This window comes from Acidipropionibacterium virtanenii, assembly GCF_003325455.1.
Lineage (GTDB): Bacteria > Actinomycetota > Actinomycetes > Propionibacteriales > Propionibacteriaceae > Acidipropionibacterium > Acidipropionibacterium virtanenii.
The window spans coordinates 701928-721458 of the sequence record NZ_CP025198.1; the positions used below are offsets into that span (position 1 = coordinate 701928).

The following is a 19531-nucleotide window of genomic DNA, read 5'->3' on the forward strand; positions in this document are numbered from 1 at the left end:
CCCGTACCGGAGAGCAGCGATGAGAGGGAACCGATGGGATCGGCACGTCAACCCCTTCTGTTCGAGGCCTCCTGGGCGGCCGAGCCACCACTGCTCGCCAATCCGGATGTCGGGGTCGCCAGGCTGGTGACCCGGGGCCCGAGCCGGTCCTTCACCAGCGACGTCACCCTGCTGGACTCCACCGACCACCGCCTGCTGCGCGCCGGAGTGGTTCTGGCCCATCGGGTCATCGACTCGATGGGGGAGTGGTACATGGACGCTCCGTCCTGGTCCCCCTGGCTGCCGGTGGACTGCTCCATCGCCCTGGACGCCGCCGGTGAACTGCCCCGGGACTTCACCTGCCTGGTGAAGCCCTTCCTGCGCGGCGCGACCCTGACCCCCTCGGCCGCCCTGAGCTGCGACCGGCGGGAGATGAGGATGCTGCGCGGCGACGGCAGCCCGCTGGCAGACATCCGCGACGACCGGATCAGCGTCGTGGAGTCCGGGGTGACAACCAGCCGCGCCCGCGAGGTCACCATCACCCCGCGCACCAAGCTCTCGTCGACCCAGCGGGACTGGCTGGTGACCCGGATGATCGCCCTGGGCGCCACCGAGGTGGAGGCCTTCCCCTCCACGCTGGAGCGGCTCGGGCCGAGGGCCGGGGCGATGTCGGACGTGCCGCGCAGCGTCCCGCCCAATGTCGCGGCCACTCTCGAGGGATTCGTCTCCAACCGTCTCATCCGGTGCCTGCGGAAGGTCATGGAGGCCGACCTGAAGGCCCGCAGCGACGGGATGACCCTTCGGTCCGGCTCGGCCGCGCATCCGGTCGAGAAGTCGCGCGAGCCCGGTGTGCTGCCCGACAACCGGCTGCCCGACGAACTGCTGGATCTGGGCGGCGACCCGATCACCGCCCCCCGGGACGGCATCCACGACGACGGCCGCCACGGCCGGATCGACAAACTGCTGGCGGCCGTGGCCAAGCTGAGGGTCGTCCTCGAGGGGCTCTCCGACCTCCTGGAGCCCCGCTGGGTGAGCGACCTCACCCGAAGGATCGATCGCGTCCTCGTCCTGGACCCGGACAGCATCACCGTCCACCGGTTGCCCGAGTCCTACTACCAGTTCCTCGACATGCTGGTCACCGCCACCCGCGCCCCCAAACTTCTGGGCGACGGCAACGTGCCGGCCAGACCGGTGCTGGCCGAGCGGATCAGGACCGGCGTCCGGGAGGTCCTGGAGCGGTGCGATCAGCTCGATCCGGAGATCGACCACGGCTGGGCGCGGGCCCGCCACGCCGCAGAGTCCGCCGCCTCCCTGGTCGGCACCCTGCAGGGGGCCGGCGGCACGAGAAAACTGACCGGGCGGCTGGGGAAGGTGGCCCGCGAACTGGGACGCACCGGATCGGTGAACCCCGGGCCGACCCCCGAGCAGATCTCCGGGTTCACCCCCGAGGAGGCTTTCGAGGCGGGACGACGCCTGGAACGCGACCTCGACCAGCAGCACGAGGCGCGCGCGGAGTTCCTCGAGGAATGGCCGGAGCGGCGTCGCAGGATCATCAAGGCGACGAAGGCATGAGCAGAGGGCTTCTGATCGTCCTGGAGGGCGGGGACTCGGTGGGCAAGACCACCCAGTCGCGCTTCCTCGACCGCTGGCTGGCCAGCCACGGCGTCGATCACATGATGACCCGCGAGCCCGGCGGCACCCCGCTCGGCTCCCGGATCCGCACCCTGCTGCTGGACCCGGCATCGGGCACCCTCGACGACCGGGCCGAGGCCCTGCTCTACGCCGCCGACAAGGCCCAGCACGTCACCGAGGTGATGCGACCGGCCCTGGAGCGCGGGCAGCTGGTGGTCTGCGACCGGTACATCGACTCGACGCTGGCCTACCAGGGGGCCGGGCGCGTCCTGGACGCCGCGCAGATCGACGCCCTGGCGCGCTGGGCCACCGACGGGCTGAGGCCCGACCTCACCGTGCTGCTGGACGCCGACCCCGCCGAGACCACCGCCACCATCGTCGACAAGGATCGCATGGAGTCCGAGAGTCTGGACTTCCACCGCAGGGTGCGCGACGAGTTCCTGGCCCTGGCCGCCCGCGACCCGCAGCACTACCTGGTGCTGCCGGCCCGCGACCCGCGGGATCGCATCGCGGCGGCGGTCCGCGAGCGGTTGGCGCCGATGCTGGGGATCGACACGGGCTCGGATCTGTCGGATCCCGATGGCACGATGAGATCGTGACAGTGAACCCGCAGATCGTGCGCGACCCACCGCTGACCGGGGTGTGGTCCGAACTCGTCGGCCAGGAGAAGGCCGTCGCCGTGCTGCGCCGTGCGGTCGGCGGGCAGGCCCATGCGATGAGTCACGCCTGGCTGCTCACCGGCCCGCCCGGATCGGGACGCTCGAACGCCGCCCGGGCCTTCGCCGCCGCCCTGGAGTGCGCGGAGGGCGGCTGCGGGGCCTGCAACGACTGCCGCACCGCGCTGTCGGGGGCCCATCCCGATGTCACTCTGGTGCGCACCGAGACCCTCTCAATCGGCGTCGACGAGGTGCGCGAGCTGGTGCGCCGGGCCGCGATGAGCCCCTCGCGGGGCCGCCACCAGGTGGTCGTCGTCGAGGACGCCGACCGGGTCACCGAGCGCGGTGCCGATGCCCTTCTCAAGGCCATCGAGGAGCCCGCGGCCCGCACCGTCTGGGTGCTGTGCGCCCCGACCCCCGACGACGTCATCGTCACCATCCGCTCCCGGTGCCGCCGCCTGCACCTGGCCACCCCCCGCGACGAGGCGGTCGCCGAACTGCTCGTCACCCGCGACGGCGTCGCCCCCGAACTGGCCGCCGAGGCCGCCCGGGCGGCCCAGGGCCACATCGGCCGGGCCCGCCGGCTGGCCCGCGACGAGGACGCCAGATCCCGTCGCGACCGGATCCTGGCCCTGCCCACCGGCCTGAACGATCTCGGCGACTGCCTGCGGGCCGCCCAGGAGCTGGTCGCCGAGACCGGGCAGGAGGCCGCGGCCGCCACCGCCGACCAGGACGCCCGGGAGCGCGGCGAGCTGGAGAAGGCCCTGGGCTTCGGCACCAAAGGGGCCCGGCCAAGGCACGCCGCCGCAGCGATCAAGGACCTGGAGGACGAGCAGAAGGCCCGCGTCAAGAGGCTCCAGCGCGACGCCCTGGACCGGGTGCTCACCGAACTCACCACCTTCCACCGCGACGTCCTGGCCCTCCAGACCGGAGCGGTGCGCCCCGGCGAGGAGCAGCGGCTCACCGGGTCCAGGCTGGTCAACGCCGGGATCGCCGATCGGATCCGCCAGGTGGCCCGGAGCTCGACCAGCGACCGGACCGTGAGGCGCATCGACGCCATCCTGGAGGCGCGCACCGCCCTGGAGACGAACGTCTCCCCGCAGCTGGCCATGGAGGCGCTGCTGGTGAACCTGGCACCCAGGGGTTGAGCCGTACCGGGTTCGCGGCGAGCGATCACTTACACGGGTGTAGTTCGCGTGCGTGTTGCTCCTACGACGCGCCGGGTTCCGATGACACAGTGGGAATGTGCCGTGCCTTGGAGTGAGGCCCGGTTCGATCGAGCCGTGAGGAGCTGACGTGAGCAAGCCTGTCAAGAGGACGACTGACAACAGCGCGAGCGACGACGCCGACACCGAGGCCACCCGAGTCATCCCGGAGACCCCGGACGTCGCCGACGAGAACCCCACCCAGGTGCTCGGGTCCGGCGATTCCGGCTACTACCGGACGGCGTCCGAGGATCCCGCCGAACACACCCAGGTGCTGACCGGAGCCACCCCGGACGAGGCGGATGATCAGGAGGGGCTGCGACAGGCCGACGAGCGCCGTCGCCTGGATGCCGAGGAGCGGGCCCGGGAGCGGGCGTCGCGGGAGCGGACTCTGGGTACCGTCACCCCCGTCGACGAGCCCGATCCGGTGGTCGAGCCGGCTCCCCGGCCCTCCACCGACAGATGGTGGCCATCCTTCGGGCTCTTCCTGTTCCGCCTCGTGATCGCCGGGGTGCTGGGCGTCCACAGTTTCCAGCACCTCACCCAGCGCGCCGGAACCCTGGAGATGATCGAGGGCATCGGCCTGCCCTATGCCGCCGATCTGGTCTGGGTGCTGGGCATCTGCGAGGGCCTGGCCGCCCTGGCACTGCTGTTCGGTCTGGTGACCAGGATCGCCGGCCTGGGTACCCTGGCCCTGGGCGTGGCCGCACTGGTCTTCGTGCACTGGGGAAACTTCAACATCTTCGCCGAGTCGGGGATCGAGGGGGAGCCCGCCCTGCTACTGGCCGCCAGCGGCCTGCTGCTGCTGTGCGTGGGCGCCGGGGGCTGGGCGGTCGACGCCCGGGGCCGCCATCGTCGCGCCGAGGCCAGGGCCGCTCGCTGACCCGGCCGTTCACTTCGCGGCCCGCCCCGGTGTCCCTGTCGGACGCCGGGGCGGGCCGGCGTCCGGGGACCGATAGGCTCGGCCCATGGCCCGGGTGATTGCTGTCGCGTTCCAGGAGTTCGGGACGCTGCGCTACCTCGATGTCGGTACCGCCGATGTCGAGGTGGGCGACTGGGTGCTGTTCCCGACTCCCGACGGCGACGAGCCGGCCCGCTGCGTGTGGGGCCCCGAGACCGTCGAGGCCCCGGAGCCGGTGGCCCCGGCGTGGGCCGGGCCGGCCGGCACGCGTCAGGTGGAGGCGGCGATGGCGCGTCGCGCCGAACGCACCGGGATCACCGAGACGGTGAGGCGGGCCGTCGCCGATCACGATCTGGCGATGGACGTGCTGGCGGTCGACAACATCGACCACGACGACGGCACCCGGCTGGTCGCCGTCTACTACCGCAGCATGCACCGGGTGGATTTCCGGAATCTGGTGCCCGATCTCGCGGGGCGCCTGCGGAGCCGGGTGGACATGCGGCAGGTCTCTGGACGCAATCCGGCGAGGATCGTCGGAGGGGCCGGGGTCTGCGGCCGGGAGCTGTGCTGCACCACCTTCCTCGACGAGCCCGAGCCGATCGGCATGAGGCTGGCCGCGGACCAGGGATACGCATCCAACCCGCTGGCCGTCACCGGTGTCTGCGGCAAGCTCATGTGCTGCCTGCGGTACGAGCACCCCTACTACGTCGACTTCCACCAGCGGGCCCCGCGGATCGGCCAGACCGTGGAGACGCCGTCGGGCCGGGGGCCGGTGGTCGGCCACGATCCGGCGGCCGGGCGCGTGGAGGTGGCCGTCGACGGGCGCACGATGAGCTGCCCGCTGGTCTCGGTATGCACCACCGCCGCCCGGAGACGCTCCCGTGAGGCTTCCGGGGGCGGGTCGGGCCGCCAACCCGGGGAGCGACCCCGCGACGGCGGCTCAACACCTCGGCCGGAGGCGCCCGGGAGGCCCCGATGAACGTCCGGAAGGCCCCCGTGTCGCTGCGCACGGTCGCGGCCGGCGTGCTCGCCTCGATGCTGCTGGCCGGCTGCTGGACGGGATCGCGGCCCGGGTCGCCGGAGAACTCGGGGTCGGTCTCGGCACGTTCCTCGGCATCGGGGCCGAGCGCCGGATCCTGGAGCAGCGCCGACGCCACCCCGGCGTCCGACCCGCCGGTGGCCTCCTTCGATCCCGCGGCCCACGGGGTGTTCTCCGGCGACACCTCGCCGGACCGCCAGACGTCGGGCTCGGGTACCGGTGCCGGCGTTGCCGGACCGGCCGGCGTCACCTCCCCGCCGGCGGGATCCGGCGTCGACCGTTACCTCAACTCCACGGTCAGCTGGAAGCCCTGCGGCAAGTACCGGTGCGGCAGCCTGGCGGTGCCGCTGGACTGGAACGACCCCGACGGGCCGGCCATCACCCTGCGGATGAAGAAGGCGCCGGCCACCGGAACCCGTCGCGGCACCCTGTTCATCAACCCCGGCGGGCCGGGCTCCTCGGGCCAGGACATGCTCAACCGCTTCGACGTCTCCGCCTTCCCCGATCACGACGTCATCGCCTGGGATCCGCGCGGATCGGGGGAGTCGACGCCGGTGCGATGCGGCAGCGGCGCCCAGACCGACGCCTACTTCAACCTGGACTCCTCCCCGGACGACCAGAACGAGTGGAACGCCCTCACCGCGGGCAACAAGGCCTTCGCGCAGCAGTGCCGGGCGGCGTCAGGACGCCTGCTGGATCACATCTCCACCATCGACACCGCCCGCGACCTGGACCTGCTGCGCCATCTGGTGGGATCGCCGAAACTGGACTACCTGGGCATCTCCTACGGCACCTTCATCGGCGCCACCTACGCCGAGATGTACCCGACCCGGGTGGGCCGGATGGTGCTGGACTCGGCGGTCAACATCACCGACGACGACTCCGTGACCCAGGTGATGGGCTTCGACAAGGCCTTCCGCGCCTTCGCGCAGTGGTGTGCCGAGCACAACGACCAGTGCCCCCTCGGAGACACCGCCGACAAGGTCATCGACTCCACCACGAGGTTCCTCGACAGGATGGACTCCCGGCCGCTGACCGTCGGAACCAGGAAGCTGACCCAGAGCCTCGCATCGACCGGTATCGCCTTCTACCTGTACTCGGGAACCGAGTCCTACCAGTACCTGGGCGCCGCCATCACCTGGGCCCAGCGGGGAGAGGGACGCTACCTGCTGGCGGCCGCCGACTACCTCAACGGCCGTGATCCCGATTCGGGCAGGTGGGAGTCCTCGGCCTACGCCTTCCCGGCGATCGCCTGCCGTGACGAGGCGGATCGTGGGCTCGCCGGCGCCAGGACCCAGTGGACCGCCGACGTCAAGAAGGCACCGATCCTCGGACCGACCTTCGGCGCCTCGCTGAGCTGCGTCTACTGGAGCGCCCGGCCCGCCGAGCAGATGCGCATCACCGCCTCAGGGGCGGCTCCGATCGTCGTCCTGGGCGTCACCGGGGATCCGGCGACGCCCTACGAGCAGGCCCGCTGGATGGCCTCCCAGCTGAGTTCAGGGGTGCTCGTGACATGGCGGGGAGCCGGGCACTCGGCGTGGTCGCTGGGCAACTCCTGCGTCCACTCGGCGGTCACCGGCTATATCAACTCCGGGCAGGTGCCCTCCGACGGGCTGACCTGCTGAGTGCTCGAGGCGTCGTTGAGCTGTCTGCGGGCGTTGGGCTGTCTGCGGAACCACAGGTGCGACCCGGGTCGTATCCGGTGTCGGTCCGCGGCCAGACCGTGGTCGGGCGTCGTCCTCGCCCCGATCGGACGGTGGTCCGGGTTTGCGCGGGCCTCCGCGCATTCTTGATCCGCCAACTACCGTTGTCCACATGCCGCCGCCGTGGAGCGGGCGCGGCGCCGAAAGGGGAGAACGATGGTGGGACCGGGCACGATCGGGGGCCGCTGCCTTCGGCTCGCCGGGGTGCTGGCCATCGTCGTCATCGTCCTGGGCCTCGAATGGGCGTGGCGCAGCCACTCCTGGACAAACCTTGAGAAGAGTTCCGGACAGTGCGTCATGGTGGGGACACGCGTCGACAACGGCCGGGTTCCCGTGGTGCCGTGTCACGATTCGGGGGCCCGGATGGTCCGCGCCGTCATCAGGCTCGACGGGTCCTGCGGCGCCGGGGAGCAGAAGGTCGCCGTCCGCCACGAACTCAGCCACGACACGGGCTACATCGGTGCCCTGTGCCTCAGCAATCCGTGAGGTGCGAGCAGCTTCTGCGGCTCCTCCCCTCCCCTCCGATCCGCTCCGCCGACCGCATCCGTGGGCCTGGGCAATTGCGTGCTCGAGTATCCTGTGTCCCTGCTATGCGCCTCTAACTCCTGCGTTGGCCCTCCTGCTAGAGGGCCAACGCAGGATCAACTGGCGCATAGCGAAGGCACAACGAAGGCAAGGTGGGTCATCGTGCCCGGCGGCACGGTTTTCCGGAGTCAGCTGAGGATCGCCGATCTCAGCACATCGAGAGGCAGTCCGCCGAGTGCCAGGGCGCGGGTGTGGAAGTCCTTGAGGTTGAAGCCCGGATCGGCGGCACGGACGGCGTCGCGAAGCTCCATCCAGGTGCGCTCGCCGAGCTTGTAGGCGGGTGCCTGGCCCGGCCAGCCGAAGTAGCGATTCACCTCGAAGCGGGCCGATCCCTCGTCCATCGAGACGTGGTTGTTGAAGAACGTCCACGCCTTGTCCCAGTTCCAGACGCCGCCGCCCACCTCGGCGGGGGCGTCGAATCCGCAGTGCAGGCCGATGTCGAGCACCACCCGGGCGGCTCGCATCGACTGGCCGTCCAGCAGCCCCATGAGGTGGCCGGAATCCCCCATGAAACCGAGATCGCGCATCAGCCACTCGGCGTACAGCGCCCATCCCTCGCCGTGACCGGACGTCCAGCAGGCGTTGCGCCGCCACGAGTTCAGCTGGTCGTGCTGAGCGATGGCCGAGGAGATCTGCAGATGATGACCGGGCACGCCCTCGTGGTAGACGGTGGTGAGCTCGCGCCAGGTGGTGAAGGTGTCGACCCCCTCGGGGACCGCCCACCACATCCGTCCCGGGCGGGAGAAGTCGTCGGAGGGGCCGGTGTAGAAGACCCCGCCGTCATGGGTCGGGGCGATCATCCCCTCGATGCGCCGGGCCGGGGCCGGGATGTCGAAGTGGGTGCCGTCCAAGGCGGTGATGGCCTCGTCGGCGCGGGCCTGCATCCACTCTTTGAGGGCCACTGTGCCTGGAATGTCAGCTGTGCCGTGGATCTGGTAGGCGGGGTCGGCGTCGAGGGCCTCCATGGCCTGGGCGACGTTGGCGCCGGGACGGATGCGCGACGCCGTCTCGCGCTGCATCTCCTCGATCCGGGCCAGCTCCTCCTGGCCCCATCGGTAGGTCTCGGCCAGGTCGACCGTCGAGCCCAGGAACTCCCGGGAGGCGAGCCGGTAGCGCTGGATGCCGACGGCGTCCTCGTCGGTGGCCTGCGCCTCGATGTCGGTGCGAAGGGCGGCGGCGGCGCCGGCATATGCCTCCTTGGCGATCTCGACGGCGTCGGCCAGATCCGAGTGAAGGCCGTCGGGAAGCGGGCCGTCGGCCGTGGTGGCGCCGGCGAGATAGGTGTCGAAGAACCCGCCCGTGGTGATCCAGCCGTCGACCTGGGATGCCAGCAGGCGTACCTGACGCCGGGCGGGCAGGACGCCGGCGTCGATGGAGGCGTGCTGGGTGGCGAGCCAGCCGTGGATCGCGGAGGGGACCGCTTTGAGGCGGCGGGTGATGGTCTGCCACTGCTCTGGGGTGTCGGTGGGCATCGCGTCGTAGACGGCGCGGATCGAGTGCAGACCCGTGTCGATGCCGTTGATGCCCAGCAGGTCGTCGCCGTTGTCGTGGGTCTCGGCCTCCAGGCCGAGGCGGTTGCGCATCGCGGCGCGGGTGACCCTGTCAATGTCGTCGGCGGGGACGGTCTGGTCGAGCTCGTCCAGAGCCGTCATGGCACGCCGGTAGTGGGCTTCCTGGCCGGTGGGGGAGAGGTCGTCGTACTCGTCCTGGCGAATGTCCAGGCCCAGGTCGGTGGCGAAGATCGGACTGGCCTCGACGATCGCGTCGTAGTAGCGCTCTGCGACCTGATCCACCTCGGTGTGCGGGTGGTCGGCGAGCGGTGTGGGGGAGTCATCAGCTGCGGTCACGAGATGACGCTATCGCGCCGGTATGACGGGAGAGCGGTGCGACGGGGGAGACATCATCGACGGGATCTGACGCCCACGCAGTGCCCACCCCGGTGGCGACCCACTGATTTCACCTCGTGACGGCGCGACCGGTATAGTTCTACCGGTTCCTCCAGCGGCTCCCCGGAGCTTGAGGTGGGGCAGGCCGTCGTAGCTCAGTCGGTAGAGCGACGCTCTCGTAAAGCGTAGGTCACGGGTTCGATTCCCGTCGACGGCTCCGATGAAACCCCTGGTCAAACGTCATTTGGCTGGGGTTCCGTGATGCCCGGCCCCGGTCGTCGGTCTTGGATCGGCCCTGTTGGCGAGTACGGCGGGTGCGCCACCTGCAACCAGCCCACGCGAGAGGACGGGACGGGATCACTGCGATTCTCGATGGGGCCGGCACAGGTTCGGCAGGTGCGTCGCGAGGGGGAAGTGGACATCGTCGAAGTCAGTAGTGGTAGCGGGCCTGGAGGATGATCAGGTCATCGCCGTCAACGAGGTAGACAAGCCGGTGCTCGTCGGTGATCCGTCTGGACCACGCTCCAGAGGCGCCGTACTTGAGCTGCTCGGGTTTGCCGATACCTTCGAACGGGTCACGCAGGCAGGCGTCGATGAGCGTGTTGATTCGCTTGAGGATGCGGCGGTCCGCCGTCTGCCAGTGCGTGTAGTCGGCCCAGGCGTCGCGATCCCAGACGAGGCGCACTCAGCTCTCCCGGTCCAGGTCGTGAGCCTCGGTGGCTCCGGACCGGGCGCGCTCGTACGCATCCAACAGGCGTCGAGCATTTGCCGGCGACCGGAACAGGTACGCGGTCTCCTGCCAGGCCGCGTACTCCTCGGCGGGCATGAGCACCGCGTTGCCGTGCTTGGAGACGATCTCGACGGCCTCGCGATCCTCGTTGACCTTCTCTATGAGAGGGAACAGTGTCCGTCGTGCCTCACTGGCGCTCAGAGACATGAGATGGCCCTCCTTGAATCGTCTCATCCGGTACGAGGTTATCGTACCAGTCGTGCCGTGATGGGCAGGCAACCAGGCCAATGCCTCAAAGCGTGTCGGATGTGGGGGCGTCATTTCCCTCACTTCCTACACATCCTCGGCGAGATCCCGGCTCAGCTGACCTGATGCGACGCCGAACCGGTCTCCCTTCGGGCCTTCTGATAGTGGCGGCGGGCCCTGTTGCGCTCCCCGCACATTGCCTGGCTGCACCAATGGCGGTTGTGCCGGGGGCTGGTGTCGAGGAACACCCAGCCGCAGGCGGCATCCCCGCACTGCCCGATCCGCCCCGTGTCTGAGGTCAGAAGCGGAACCACCTGCCTGGCCAGCCGGCAGCGAATCGTGTTGAGGTCGACGCAAACGTCGCGCCACACCCACCGATTCTTCTCCAGACGCAGCTCCCCGCACCGCTGCGCCGCCTTGTACGCGTCGTTGATCGCGCTGATCCGGCTCCGTGCACCGAGTACGGTCTCGTACACGGCCTCTCGCAGCGCCACGGCCTCGCCCAGCGCCGCATCGGCGGCCCTCGGATCCGTGACGGCCTCCTGTCGGATCTCCTCGGCCTCCGCGGCGCCGACGACGCCGGCCAACTCGGCCCAGATCACCAGGTCGCCGTAGCTCTGGAACAGGTCGGTACGCTTCTCCTCATCCAGCCTCCAGTCGACGGTGTTGACGAAGTCCAGGGCCCGATCCCCGGCGATGAAGCCGAATCGCCCCCCGACCTCCGTCGTCACATCTGTACTCACGTCGCATCCTCCTCTCCCGGGCTGCGACCTCGCCCTTCGGGCCGGCGTCGGTCTTCCCCGCCGCAGTCTGCACGTCCGGAGTCATGTCTGCTCCTATGCGCAGTGTCTCACACGTGATCGAGCTCTTGTGCGTGACACGGGATCATGGCAGGCTCTCACACATGATATCCGCGTCACATGTGAGGAGAAATGCCATGAACCCGATCCTGGCCACACGCCGTCCGATCACAACCCTCGAATCCACCGGACGCGATCCCTCACCACCTCAAGGAACTGACGACAGATGACCAATCCTGAGATCACCCGACACTTCAGCCGACCCCAGACGGTCGACATCCACGGAGTCTCCAACAGCCCCGGCGCATGGGCCCTCATGCACGACCTCGGCGACGAGAGCTCCGACGAATTCATCATGGTCCCGATCCGATTCTTCACCGGGATCTCCCGCGATCTCGTCTCCGGCGTCACACTGATGAGACGACGGGTCGGCATCGCCCTGCTCCTGCTGCTAGGCGTGGCACTGCGCCTGAGCGGAGTCACCGGAGTCGGGGGCTCGCTCGTCTGGCTGCACGCCCGCTCGGGCAATCACGCCGCCGGACTCACCGCAGGCACCCGTGACGGGATCATCGCCCTGGCCGCGGCCTCGCTCGTCGCACTGGTGACAGGCGGGATCCTGGCGAGGAGAGTCCGGCCCCGGCGTCGCAGGAGGCTCGCACATGCCTGACCTCAGCGCGACGGCCGCCCGGGGCCGCCCTCCACCGGTGAGCACCGGTCACAACCGGAAATGCGTCGCCTGCGGGTCATCGGCCTCGGCCAGTGCGTCGGCCACCGGGATCTTCGGGTACCGGCGCCTCCCCGCCTCGAAGCGGTGCCGGTTCAGGCGGGACTGAGGCCTGATCCAGCAGCTCTCCCAGTGCTCCTCGTCGGGCACCCGGAGACTGATCCGGATCGCCTGGCCGGGCAGCAGGGACACGGCCTCGAAGACGGTGACAGGCTGCTCCCCGGCGCCGGGGCAGCGCACCGTCTCCACGCCGTAGGCGGGCCCGGTGCCCACATTGGCCAGCACCAGATCGGCGCGCACGCTCAGCCAGCCACCTCCCGACCCCTGCCCCTGATCGGCCCCGGAGTCGATCCCGGAGGCGGGGGTCGGCCGCTGCTCCAGCATGGCCTGGCCGGTCAACGACCACTTCACCCGGGGTCGGCGCCACCACTGCACCAGAGCCACGGCGGCCAGAGCGATGAGGGCGATGAGGGCTATCGCCCAGGCCACCGCCACGTACCATGCTCCGGAGTCCGCCCAGTCCATGGCTCTATCCTCTCAGGCGGGGGCCGCAGGCGCAGCCCCGACCCGAGCCGGTAACATCGCCAGCCGGTAACATCATCTGTGCAGTTCTGACCCGGGGCGGATGACGCCAACGACGGGCGCGGCCTCACCCTGGTCCACCCGATCAGGAGGACACATGTACGACAGCATCATCGTCGGAGCCGGTCTGTCCGGTCTGACAGCGGCCACCGATCTCGTCGCGCAGGGGCGTGACGTCCTGGTCCTGGAGGCCCGGGACAGGGTCGGCGGCAGAGTCGAGAACGCCGGCCTGGCCGACGGCGAGGTTGTCGAACTCGGCGGGCAGTGGATATCCGAGGCCCATGAGCAGATGCGCTCACTCGTCGCGGAGCAGGGGCTCGAGTTCGCAGGACCCACCAGCGGCGACCTCGTGGTGAAGATGCACGGCACCGTCTCCCAGCTGCCCTCGACGTCTGCGGCCAAGGAGTCTCTCACCCCATTCGAGTTCGCCGACCTCGGGCAGGGACTGCTGCGCTTCCGTCGTCTTGCCGAGCGGGTCGCCCAGAACCCGGTGTGGACCCAGGCCAATCGGACCTGGCTCTCCCAGACGCTGGGACAGTGGATCAGCTCGAACCTGCGCACCGACGGCGGTCGTGCCTACTTCACCGCCCTGACCGCCCGGGCCCTCGACGTCGACCCAGAGTCCGCGGCCCTCATCGACAGCCTCGCCAGGGCCGGCGACGGCGTCGACCTGGAATCCCTGGTGGCCGTGAACGGGGACCTGGCGCAGCAGCGGGTGAAGGGCGGCGTGGCGCAGGTGGCCGACAACCTGGCCGCCGGACTCGGCGACGCGCTGAGACTCTCGACGCCGGTGGTCGGGCTCATCCACGAGGCGGACCATGCCGTCGTGGTGACCCGTGACGGCGAGCACCTGGAGGCCCGCACTGTCGTGGTCGCCCTGCCGCCTCGCCTCCTGATCGACCTGGCCTTCGATCCGCCGCTGCCCGAGGAGCGGGTGGAGTTGGCCGAGAAGGTGCCGCCGGGCAACGTCATCAAGGCCTTCCTGGTCTACGACTCCCCCTGGTGGCGGCGCAGCGGCGCCTCCGGGCAGATGGGTGCCGACGAGGGGGCGGTGCGGGTGATGTTCGACACCTCGGACGACGCCACCGGCAAGGGCGTCCTGATGGGATTCTTCGAAGGTTCCGAGGCCTCCGGATACAGCCGGCTGTCGGTCTCGCTGCGCCAGCGGGCCTTCGAGGAGGTCGTCGAAGGGGCCTTCGGCAAGGCACCTTCCGAACCCGTCGAGTACCTGGACCGCGACTGGCTGTCCGAGCGCTACACCGGCGGCTGCCACGGCGCCCACTTCGCCCCCGGCCTGTGGACCACCTCCGGTCCGGTCCTGGCCCAGCCCCTCGACACGGTCTTCTTCGCCGGCGCCGAGTACGCCACCGCCTTCAACGGCTACATGGAGGGTGCGGTGCGCCGCGGTCACGAGGTGACCGCCGAGGTGACCGCCGCGCTCTGAGCCTGCCGGGGGCACGTTCGTCCAGAAATGGGGCGTTCGTCCTGGAATTCCAGGACGAACGCCCCATTTCTGGACGAACGCCGGGCGGGGTGCGTGGCGCCCGTCCGGATGTGAGTCCGAACTGATCAGGCGGCGGTCTGCCAGCGGCGGGTGGTGGCGACCAGCGAGTTGACCGCACCGGCCAGTTCGCCGGCGCGACGGGCCTGCGGGGCGATGCCGTTCTGATCGAAATCGGTGAACAGTCCCAGGGCGACCGTCGACCGGATGGCGACCATCTCGAAGTTCGCGACGATCTGACGCCAGTGCTCGGTGGCGCGCACGCCGGCGTCGGCCCCGTAGGAGACGAAGGCGATCGGCTTGCCGTAGATCTCGCGCCCCAGCCAGTCGATGGCGTTCTTCATGGCTCCCGGCACCGAGTGGTTGTACTCGGGGGTCACCAGGATGTAGGCGTCGAAGGAGGCCATCTTGCGGCTCCAGGAGGCCACCGCCGGATCCTGGAAGGGCTCGGTGTTAGCCATCGGGCTGACGGGGGCGTCGAAGACAGGCAGGTGGTACTCGGCCAGCGGGACGACCTCGAACTCGACTCCGTCCAGACCGAGATCCTTGGCGCTGGACTCGACCCAGCGGGCGACGTGAGCGGAGTTGCGGCCCTGCCGCACGGAGCCGGAGATGATGCCGATCTTCATATCGTGACCTTTCGGAGGACGCCTCAGGAGAGGACTCGCGGGGCGGCTGTCGTCCGCCACCAAGTGGTTGAAACGTCACCTATCTCGGATCTATTCCTGGCGTTCAGACATGGGGCGAGTCATCGGCCCGGCGGGAACCGGCCATCGCGCGCACGGCCCCGACCGGTGGAACACCGATCCCAGGGTCTGCGGTCGCCATCAGTCCTGCTGCCACACGACCTGGTGATGATCGGCCGCCAGCGAGCACTCACCGGCGGGCTTGCGGCCGTCGGATCCGGCCACCGAGACGCTGAAGGCCTGGACCAGGGGATCGGCCAGCCCGACCATCCGCATGTCGGCGATGAGCGCCCCGTCCCGGCACGGGATCGACCAGCGCAGTGCGGCCGGGGTGTCGGCGGTGAGGATCCGCGATTCCAGTGGTCCGGGATCGGGCAGGATCGGGCCGGTCGTCTCCAGCGCCCGGGCCAGCCGGCGGTGCCGGGTCTCGGTGGAGGCGTCGCGCAGCACGTTGCGCGCCAGTCGGTAGTGCTCCACCCCGATGCAGCGCCCCGAGACGACGGCGGCGTCGAGCCTGCGCGCCGCATCGAGGGTCTGCGGCCACAGCGTCACCCTCGCCGAGGGGGCGTCGACCCCCTCAAGGACCGCGGCGAGCAGGTCCCTGCCGGCCCGCCAGGCGCCGAAGGTGTCGGAGTTCGCCATCACCACGACCCCCACCCCGGTGGTCGGATGCCAGCGCATGTGCGACGAGTAGCCGGGCAGCCCGCCGGAGTGATGGACCACCCGGCCGAACCGGTGATCGGCCTCCACGATGACGCCGTAGCCGTAGCCCGCGCCGTCCAGGGCCCGGCCCTCGAAGGGCCAGTCGGTGGTGAGCATCATGGTGTGGGCGGTCTGCATCCGGCGTCGGCCGGCCGCGCTGAGCACCGACTCGTGGGCCGGGTCGGGGTAGTCGTCGAAGGCCGAACCCAGGAAGTGCATCCAGGTGGCCATGTCGGCGACCGTGCTGTAGAGTTCGCCGACGCAACCCAGTGCGCCGGACTCGATGACGGGCTGGACGGCGAAGCTCCCGCCCTGGTCGAAGGTCCGGTACCCGGCGGCCAGATCGGCCCACTCGGGGTAGAGGGAGGCCTTCGGCCGGGTCGTCGACAGCGCGAGCGGATCGAGGATGCGCTCCTTGATCACCGCGTCGACCGCCCGGTGGGTGCGGGCCTCGATGGCCCGCCCGATGAGCGAGACTCCCAGATTGGAGTACTGGTACGCGGTACCCGGGTGCGCCGACAGGGTGAGCCCCTGCTGAATGATGTCGGCGATCTCGCCGCGGGGGGCGGGAAGGTGGTCGTCCCCCCACGGGTTGTCCTCGGCGAGCCCCGAGCGGTTGCTCAGCAGCTCCTCCAGGGTGGCGTCGAAGGCGGCCCGACCCTCGGGCATCGAGGCCCGATCGATGCCGCCGATGAATCGGGACGCCGGCATCGAGAGGTCCAGCAGGCCGTCGTCGCGCAGTGACAGGGCGGTCGCCGCCAGGAAGGACTTCGTCATCGAGGCGATCCGGAAGACGGTCTGTGCGCTGGTCGTCGACCCGTCGCGGCGCGGCTGCCCGTGAGCCTGGACGGCCACCACCCGGCCGCGGAACGTCACCGCCGCCACGCAGGCGGGGGCCTGCGCCAGGGTGGCGGCGTCCAGGCGCTCGGCCAGGGCCTTCTCGGCGGCCGCCCGCACCCGCTCGACGGCGTCGTGGACGGCCTCCTCGACGTCTGTGGTCGCGGGACCGATCGTGGCGCCGCGCACCTGGATGGCCCCGGAGCGCCGGGCCTCGGCCCTCACCTCGGCGGCGAAGGCCGCCACCAGATCCCGGGCGGCGGCCGTGTTGGCCGTGTCGACGGCGCGGGCGGCCGCCACCAGCTCCGCCAGGGAGAAGCCGTCGGTGCGCATCGCGGCCTCGTCCCAGCCCGACAGCGTCTCGGCGCTCGCCTCGGGATGGAACTGCAGGCCGCGGACGTGCCGGCCGATCCGGAAGGCCTGATTGGCCAGGGCCGCCGAGGAGGCCAGCAGCACCGCGCCGGGGGGCAGCTCGGTGATCATGTCCTTGTGGTTCTCGATCATCGGCGCTCCCTCGCCGAGGGCTCCCAGCAGGCGGTCGGAGCGTCCCAGATCATTGGGGCAGATGAGGGTGGCGCCCCGCTCGGCAGGACCGTGATCGGCGCGCACCTCGCCGCCGGCCACCTGGGCCAGCAGCTGGCCGCCCAGGCAGATGCCCAGGGTCGGCAGGTCGGTGGCGACGGCCTCGGCGGCCAGCGCCCGTTCGGCCGGCAGCCAGGGACCGGTGTCATCATCGTCGGGCATCATGCCGCCGCCCAGCATCACCAGGCCGTGGTAGCCCTCGAGGCTGCCGGGGAGCCCTTCGGGGCCCAGCCTCTCGTCGACCCTCAGGCCCGCGTCGAGGAGCCAGTCGCCGAGCCGGCGGGGGCCGGAGGTCGGGGAGTTGACGATGACCAGGACGGCCGGCGTCTCGGGCCGGCCGACCGGTGCGTGCTGGGGAGATGTCATCGGCGGTCCTTTCTCAGGATTTCCGGGAGTCCCGGGTGTCTGCTGCGGGGACGATGGTGTGGGGGTCGGGCTGGCCGGCGCGCCCCGCCAGGAAGGCCCGGTAGGAGTCGTCACCGGCCTCCAGGACGCGCAGCGCGTTGCGGTGCGCCACGGCCTCCAGGTCGGCCTGCGACCATCCTCGTGCGGCCAGTTCGGCGAGGAGGTCCTGATAGTGGGAGACGTCCTCCAGGCCACTCGGCATGGCGTCGGTGCCGTCGTAGTCGGCGCCGATCCCGACCGCGCCGATCCCGGCGACCTCGCGGATGTGATCCAGATGGTCGGCGACGTCACCGATGCCGACCGCGGGGGGTTCTCCGGTCTCGCCGGCCGTCACCCAGTCGCGGCGGGCCTGGGAGACGAAGGAGGGCACGAAGGCCACCATCACCACGCCCCCGCCCGCAGCTATCGCGGCGACGACGTCGTCGGGCACGTTGCGCGGATGGTCGCACAGCGTCAGGGCGGCGGAGTGGGAGACCATCACCGGGGCCGTACTGATCGCCACGGCGTCGCGCATCGTGGCGGGGGAGACGTGGGCCAGATCGACCACCATCCCGATCCGGTTCATCTCGGCGACGACGTCGCGTCCGAAGGCGCTCAGACCGCCGTGGCGGGGCTCGTCGGTGGCCGAGTCCGCCCAGCCGGTGGTCACCGACCAGGTGAGCGTCAGGTACCGGGCGCCGGCCCGGGCGTAGGCGCGCAGCACGGCCCCCGATCCGTCGATCTGGGCGCCTCCCTCCACGCCGATGAGGGAGGCGATCCGGCCATCGTCCATCGCCCGGCGAACCTGCTCGGCCGTGGCCGCCAGCCGGAGCTCATCGGGATGGGCGTCGGCCATCCGGTGCACGAAGTCGATCTGCTCCAGGGTCGCGGTCACCTGCTCGGCGCCGCTCAGCACCGGGTCCACCCACACCGACCAGAACTGCCCGGCCACGCCGCCGGCGCGCAGCCGGGGGAGGTCGGTGTGCAGCTGCGGCAGCGGGCCCTCGAGCCCGTCGACGCGGTATCCGCGCCCCTGCCGTGAGGCCCAGGCCAGGTCGTTGTGCCCGTCGATGACCGGGATCACGGGCATCACCCCTTCCGGGCGTCCAGGTCGGCGTTGAGAAGCTCGGTGGCCTTGTGGTCGACGGTGATCGTGCGCCCGTCGAGGGTGCGGATCGGGGCGGCCCCGCGGGTGCTGGAGCACAGCCACAGCGCGGCGGCGGTCTTCAGGTCGTTGACCGACAGGGTGTCGACCCGGCTCGGGACCCCGCGGCGCGCCAGATCGGCGAAGATGTCTCCCTGCGTGGTTCCCGGAAGGATTCCGAGGGTGACCGGCGGGGTGATGTAGGTGCCGTCGATCCGGGCGATGAGGGTGGAACTCGGGCCCTCCAGCACGTAGCCGTCGGAGCTGAGGAAGATGACGTCGTCGGCGCCGCGGCGCTTCGCCTCGCGCAGCGCCGCCTTGTTGACGGCGTAGGCCAGGGACTTGGCCCCCTGCAGCAGCCAGGGGGAGGTGTCGGCCACGTCGTGGCGGTAGCCGCGGTCCAGCAGGACGACGTCGAGCCCGTCGGCCTGGGCCGGGGCCGGATCGTCGGCGAGGAATCCCAGCGCCCATCCGGTGGGGGCGGAGTCGGCCCCCTCGATGCCTCGGGTCATGATGAACTTCACCGCGGTCAGGGCGTCCTGATCGGCCATCTCGGTGGCTGCGGCGAGGACGGCCCGGCGCCACAGGTCCAGATCCGGTTCGGGGAGATCCATCATCCTCGCCGACCGGGCGAATCGTGCCAGGTGGGCCTCCAGGGCCAGCGGCACGCCGTGCAGCACGCCCGCGACCTCGAAGATGCCGTCGCCGCGGGTGATACCGAGATCGTCGACGCGGATGAGGGCCTCGCCGGGATCGTGGCGGGTGATGGTGCCACCGGGGACCGAGAGGTCGAGCAGATGGAGGGTCAAGGGTTTCATGGATGTCCTTCTCGAGAGGTACAGGGGTGCCGGGTCCGGGTCCAGAGAAATCAGGTCGGCTGCGGTCGGCGGTGATCAGCTGCTGGCCTGGCGCCAGTCTGCCATCCCCGGTGCCCTGTGTGCCATGCGTGGAAGGGTTGTGAGGAATTGGACAGGGCTGTCACGGGTTCGGAAATATTCCAACAGAACCGACGCCGACAACCTGTCTT

General features: G+C 70.5%; 18 protein-coding genes and 1 tRNA gene. 10 read left to right on the top strand and 9 right to left on the bottom strand.

Annotated features, from left to right (window positions below; translation table 11 throughout):
* The first annotated feature begins 33 nt into the window (after positions 1-33).
* The 7 genes from JS278_RS03085 to JS278_RS03115 all read left to right on the top strand — a co-directional run bounded on the left by JS278_RS03085 (position 34) and on the right by JS278_RS03115 (position 7601).
* Positions 34-1551, top strand: coding sequence for a hypothetical protein (locus JS278_RS03085; RefSeq protein ID WP_114043919.1), 1518 nt, complete (start codon positions 34-36; stop codon positions 1549-1551).
* Positions 1548-2210 (top strand): dTMP kinase, encoded by a 663-nt coding sequence (gene tmk, locus JS278_RS03090; RefSeq protein ID WP_114043920.1) that lies wholly within the window; start codon positions 1548-1550, stop codon positions 2208-2210. Before JS278_RS03085 ends, tmk begins: the two co-directional genes overlap by 4 nt.
* Positions 2207-3415, top strand: a complete 1209-nt coding sequence (locus tag JS278_RS03095) for a DNA polymerase III subunit delta' (RefSeq protein ID WP_425451460.1) — start codon at positions 2207-2209, stop codon at positions 3413-3415. The genes tmk and JS278_RS03095 overlap by 4 nt, the downstream gene beginning before the upstream one ends.
* Before the next feature lie 148 nt (positions 3416-3563).
* Entirely contained in the window at positions 3564-4355 is a 792-nt protein-coding gene (locus JS278_RS03100; protein ID WP_114043921.1) for a DoxX family protein, read from the top strand.
* A gap of 163 nt (positions 4356-4518) precedes the next feature.
* Positions 4519-5352 carry a PSP1 domain-containing protein gene (locus JS278_RS03105; protein ID WP_425451488.1) on the top strand — a complete coding sequence of 278 codons (834 nt, stop codon included), beginning with the start codon at positions 4519-4521 and terminating at the stop codon, positions 5350-5352.
* Positions 5349-7037 (top strand): alpha/beta hydrolase, encoded by a 1689-nt coding sequence (locus JS278_RS03110; protein ID WP_425451461.1) that lies wholly within the window; start codon positions 5349-5351, stop codon positions 7035-7037. The genes JS278_RS03105 and JS278_RS03110 overlap by 4 nt, the downstream gene beginning before the upstream one ends.
* 234 nt (positions 7038-7271) lie before the next feature.
* Positions 7272-7601, top strand: coding sequence for a hypothetical protein (locus tag JS278_RS03115; RefSeq protein ID WP_114043922.1), 330 nt, complete (start codon positions 7272-7274; stop codon positions 7599-7601).
* Between the two features lie 227 nt (positions 7602-7828).
* Here JS278_RS03115 and JS278_RS03120 read toward each other — a convergent pair whose 3' ends face one another.
* Positions 7829-9547 carry a DUF885 domain-containing protein gene (locus JS278_RS03120; RefSeq protein ID WP_114043923.1) on the bottom strand — a complete coding sequence of 573 codons (1719 nt, stop codon included), beginning with the start codon at positions 9545-9547 and terminating at the stop codon, positions 7829-7831.
* 183 nt (positions 9548-9730) lie between these two features.
* Here JS278_RS03120 and JS278_RS03125 point away from each other — a divergent pair.
* Positions 9731-9803, top strand: a tRNA-Thr gene (locus tag JS278_RS03125).
* Positions 9804-10016: 213 nt separating this feature from the next.
* Here the strand turns inward: JS278_RS03125 and JS278_RS03130 are convergent.
* The 3 genes from JS278_RS03130 to JS278_RS03140 form a co-directional block, all read right to left on the bottom strand.
* Positions 10017-10271 carry a Txe/YoeB family addiction module toxin gene (locus JS278_RS03130; RefSeq protein ID WP_114043924.1) on the bottom strand — a complete coding sequence of 85 codons (255 nt, stop codon included), beginning with the start codon at positions 10269-10271 and terminating at the stop codon, positions 10017-10019.
* On the bottom strand, positions 10272-10550 hold the full coding sequence (locus JS278_RS03135; protein ID WP_281269212.1) for a type II toxin-antitoxin system Phd/YefM family antitoxin: 279 nt from the start codon (positions 10548-10550) through the stop codon (positions 10272-10274).
* 125 nt (positions 10551-10675) lie between these two features.
* Complete coding sequence (locus tag JS278_RS03140) at positions 10676-11305, bottom strand: CGNR zinc finger domain-containing protein (RefSeq protein WP_114043926.1); 630 nt, start codon at positions 11303-11305, stop codon at positions 10676-10678.
* Positions 11306-11588: 283 nt separating this feature from the next.
* Here JS278_RS03140 and JS278_RS03145 point away from each other — a divergent pair, with 283 nt between their 5' ends.
* Positions 11589-12029, top strand: a complete 441-nt coding sequence (locus JS278_RS03145; RefSeq protein WP_114043927.1) for a hypothetical protein — start codon at positions 11589-11591, stop codon at positions 12027-12029.
* Between the two features lie 48 nt (positions 12030-12077).
* On the opposite strand, the gene JS278_RS03150 is transcribed toward JS278_RS03145, so the two are convergent.
* Entirely contained in the window at positions 12078-12611 is a 534-nt protein-coding gene (locus JS278_RS03150) for a hypothetical protein (protein WP_114043928.1), read from the bottom strand.
* A gap of 154 nt (positions 12612-12765) precedes the next feature.
* On the opposite strand from JS278_RS03150, the gene JS278_RS03155 reads away from it, so the two are divergent.
* Positions 12766-14112, top strand: a complete 1347-nt coding sequence (locus JS278_RS03155; RefSeq protein ID WP_114043929.1) for a flavin monoamine oxidase family protein — start codon at positions 12766-12768, stop codon at positions 14110-14112.
* 125 nt (positions 14113-14237) lie between these two features.
* Here JS278_RS03155 and JS278_RS03160 read toward each other — a convergent pair whose 3' ends face one another.
* From JS278_RS03160 to JS278_RS03175, 4 genes are all read right to left on the bottom strand, one after another.
* Positions 14238-14798, bottom strand: a complete 561-nt coding sequence (locus JS278_RS03160; protein WP_114043930.1) for an NADPH-dependent FMN reductase — start codon at positions 14796-14798, stop codon at positions 14238-14240.
* A 198-nt stretch (positions 14799-14996) separates the two neighbouring features.
* Complete coding sequence (locus JS278_RS03165; RefSeq protein WP_220150029.1) at positions 14997-17342, bottom strand: serine hydrolase; 2346 nt, start codon at positions 17340-17342, stop codon at positions 14997-14999.
* A 13-nt stretch (positions 17343-17355) separates the two neighbouring features.
* Positions 17356-18450 (bottom strand): dipeptidase, encoded by a 1095-nt coding sequence (locus JS278_RS03170; protein WP_245935180.1) that lies wholly within the window; start codon positions 18448-18450, stop codon positions 17356-17358.
* Positions 18450-19322, bottom strand: coding sequence for an aminotransferase class IV (locus tag JS278_RS03175; protein ID WP_114043931.1), 873 nt, complete (start codon positions 19320-19322; stop codon positions 18450-18452). Before JS278_RS03175 ends, JS278_RS03170 begins: the two co-directional genes overlap by 1 nt.
* Between the last annotated feature and the right edge of the window lie 209 nt (positions 19323-19531).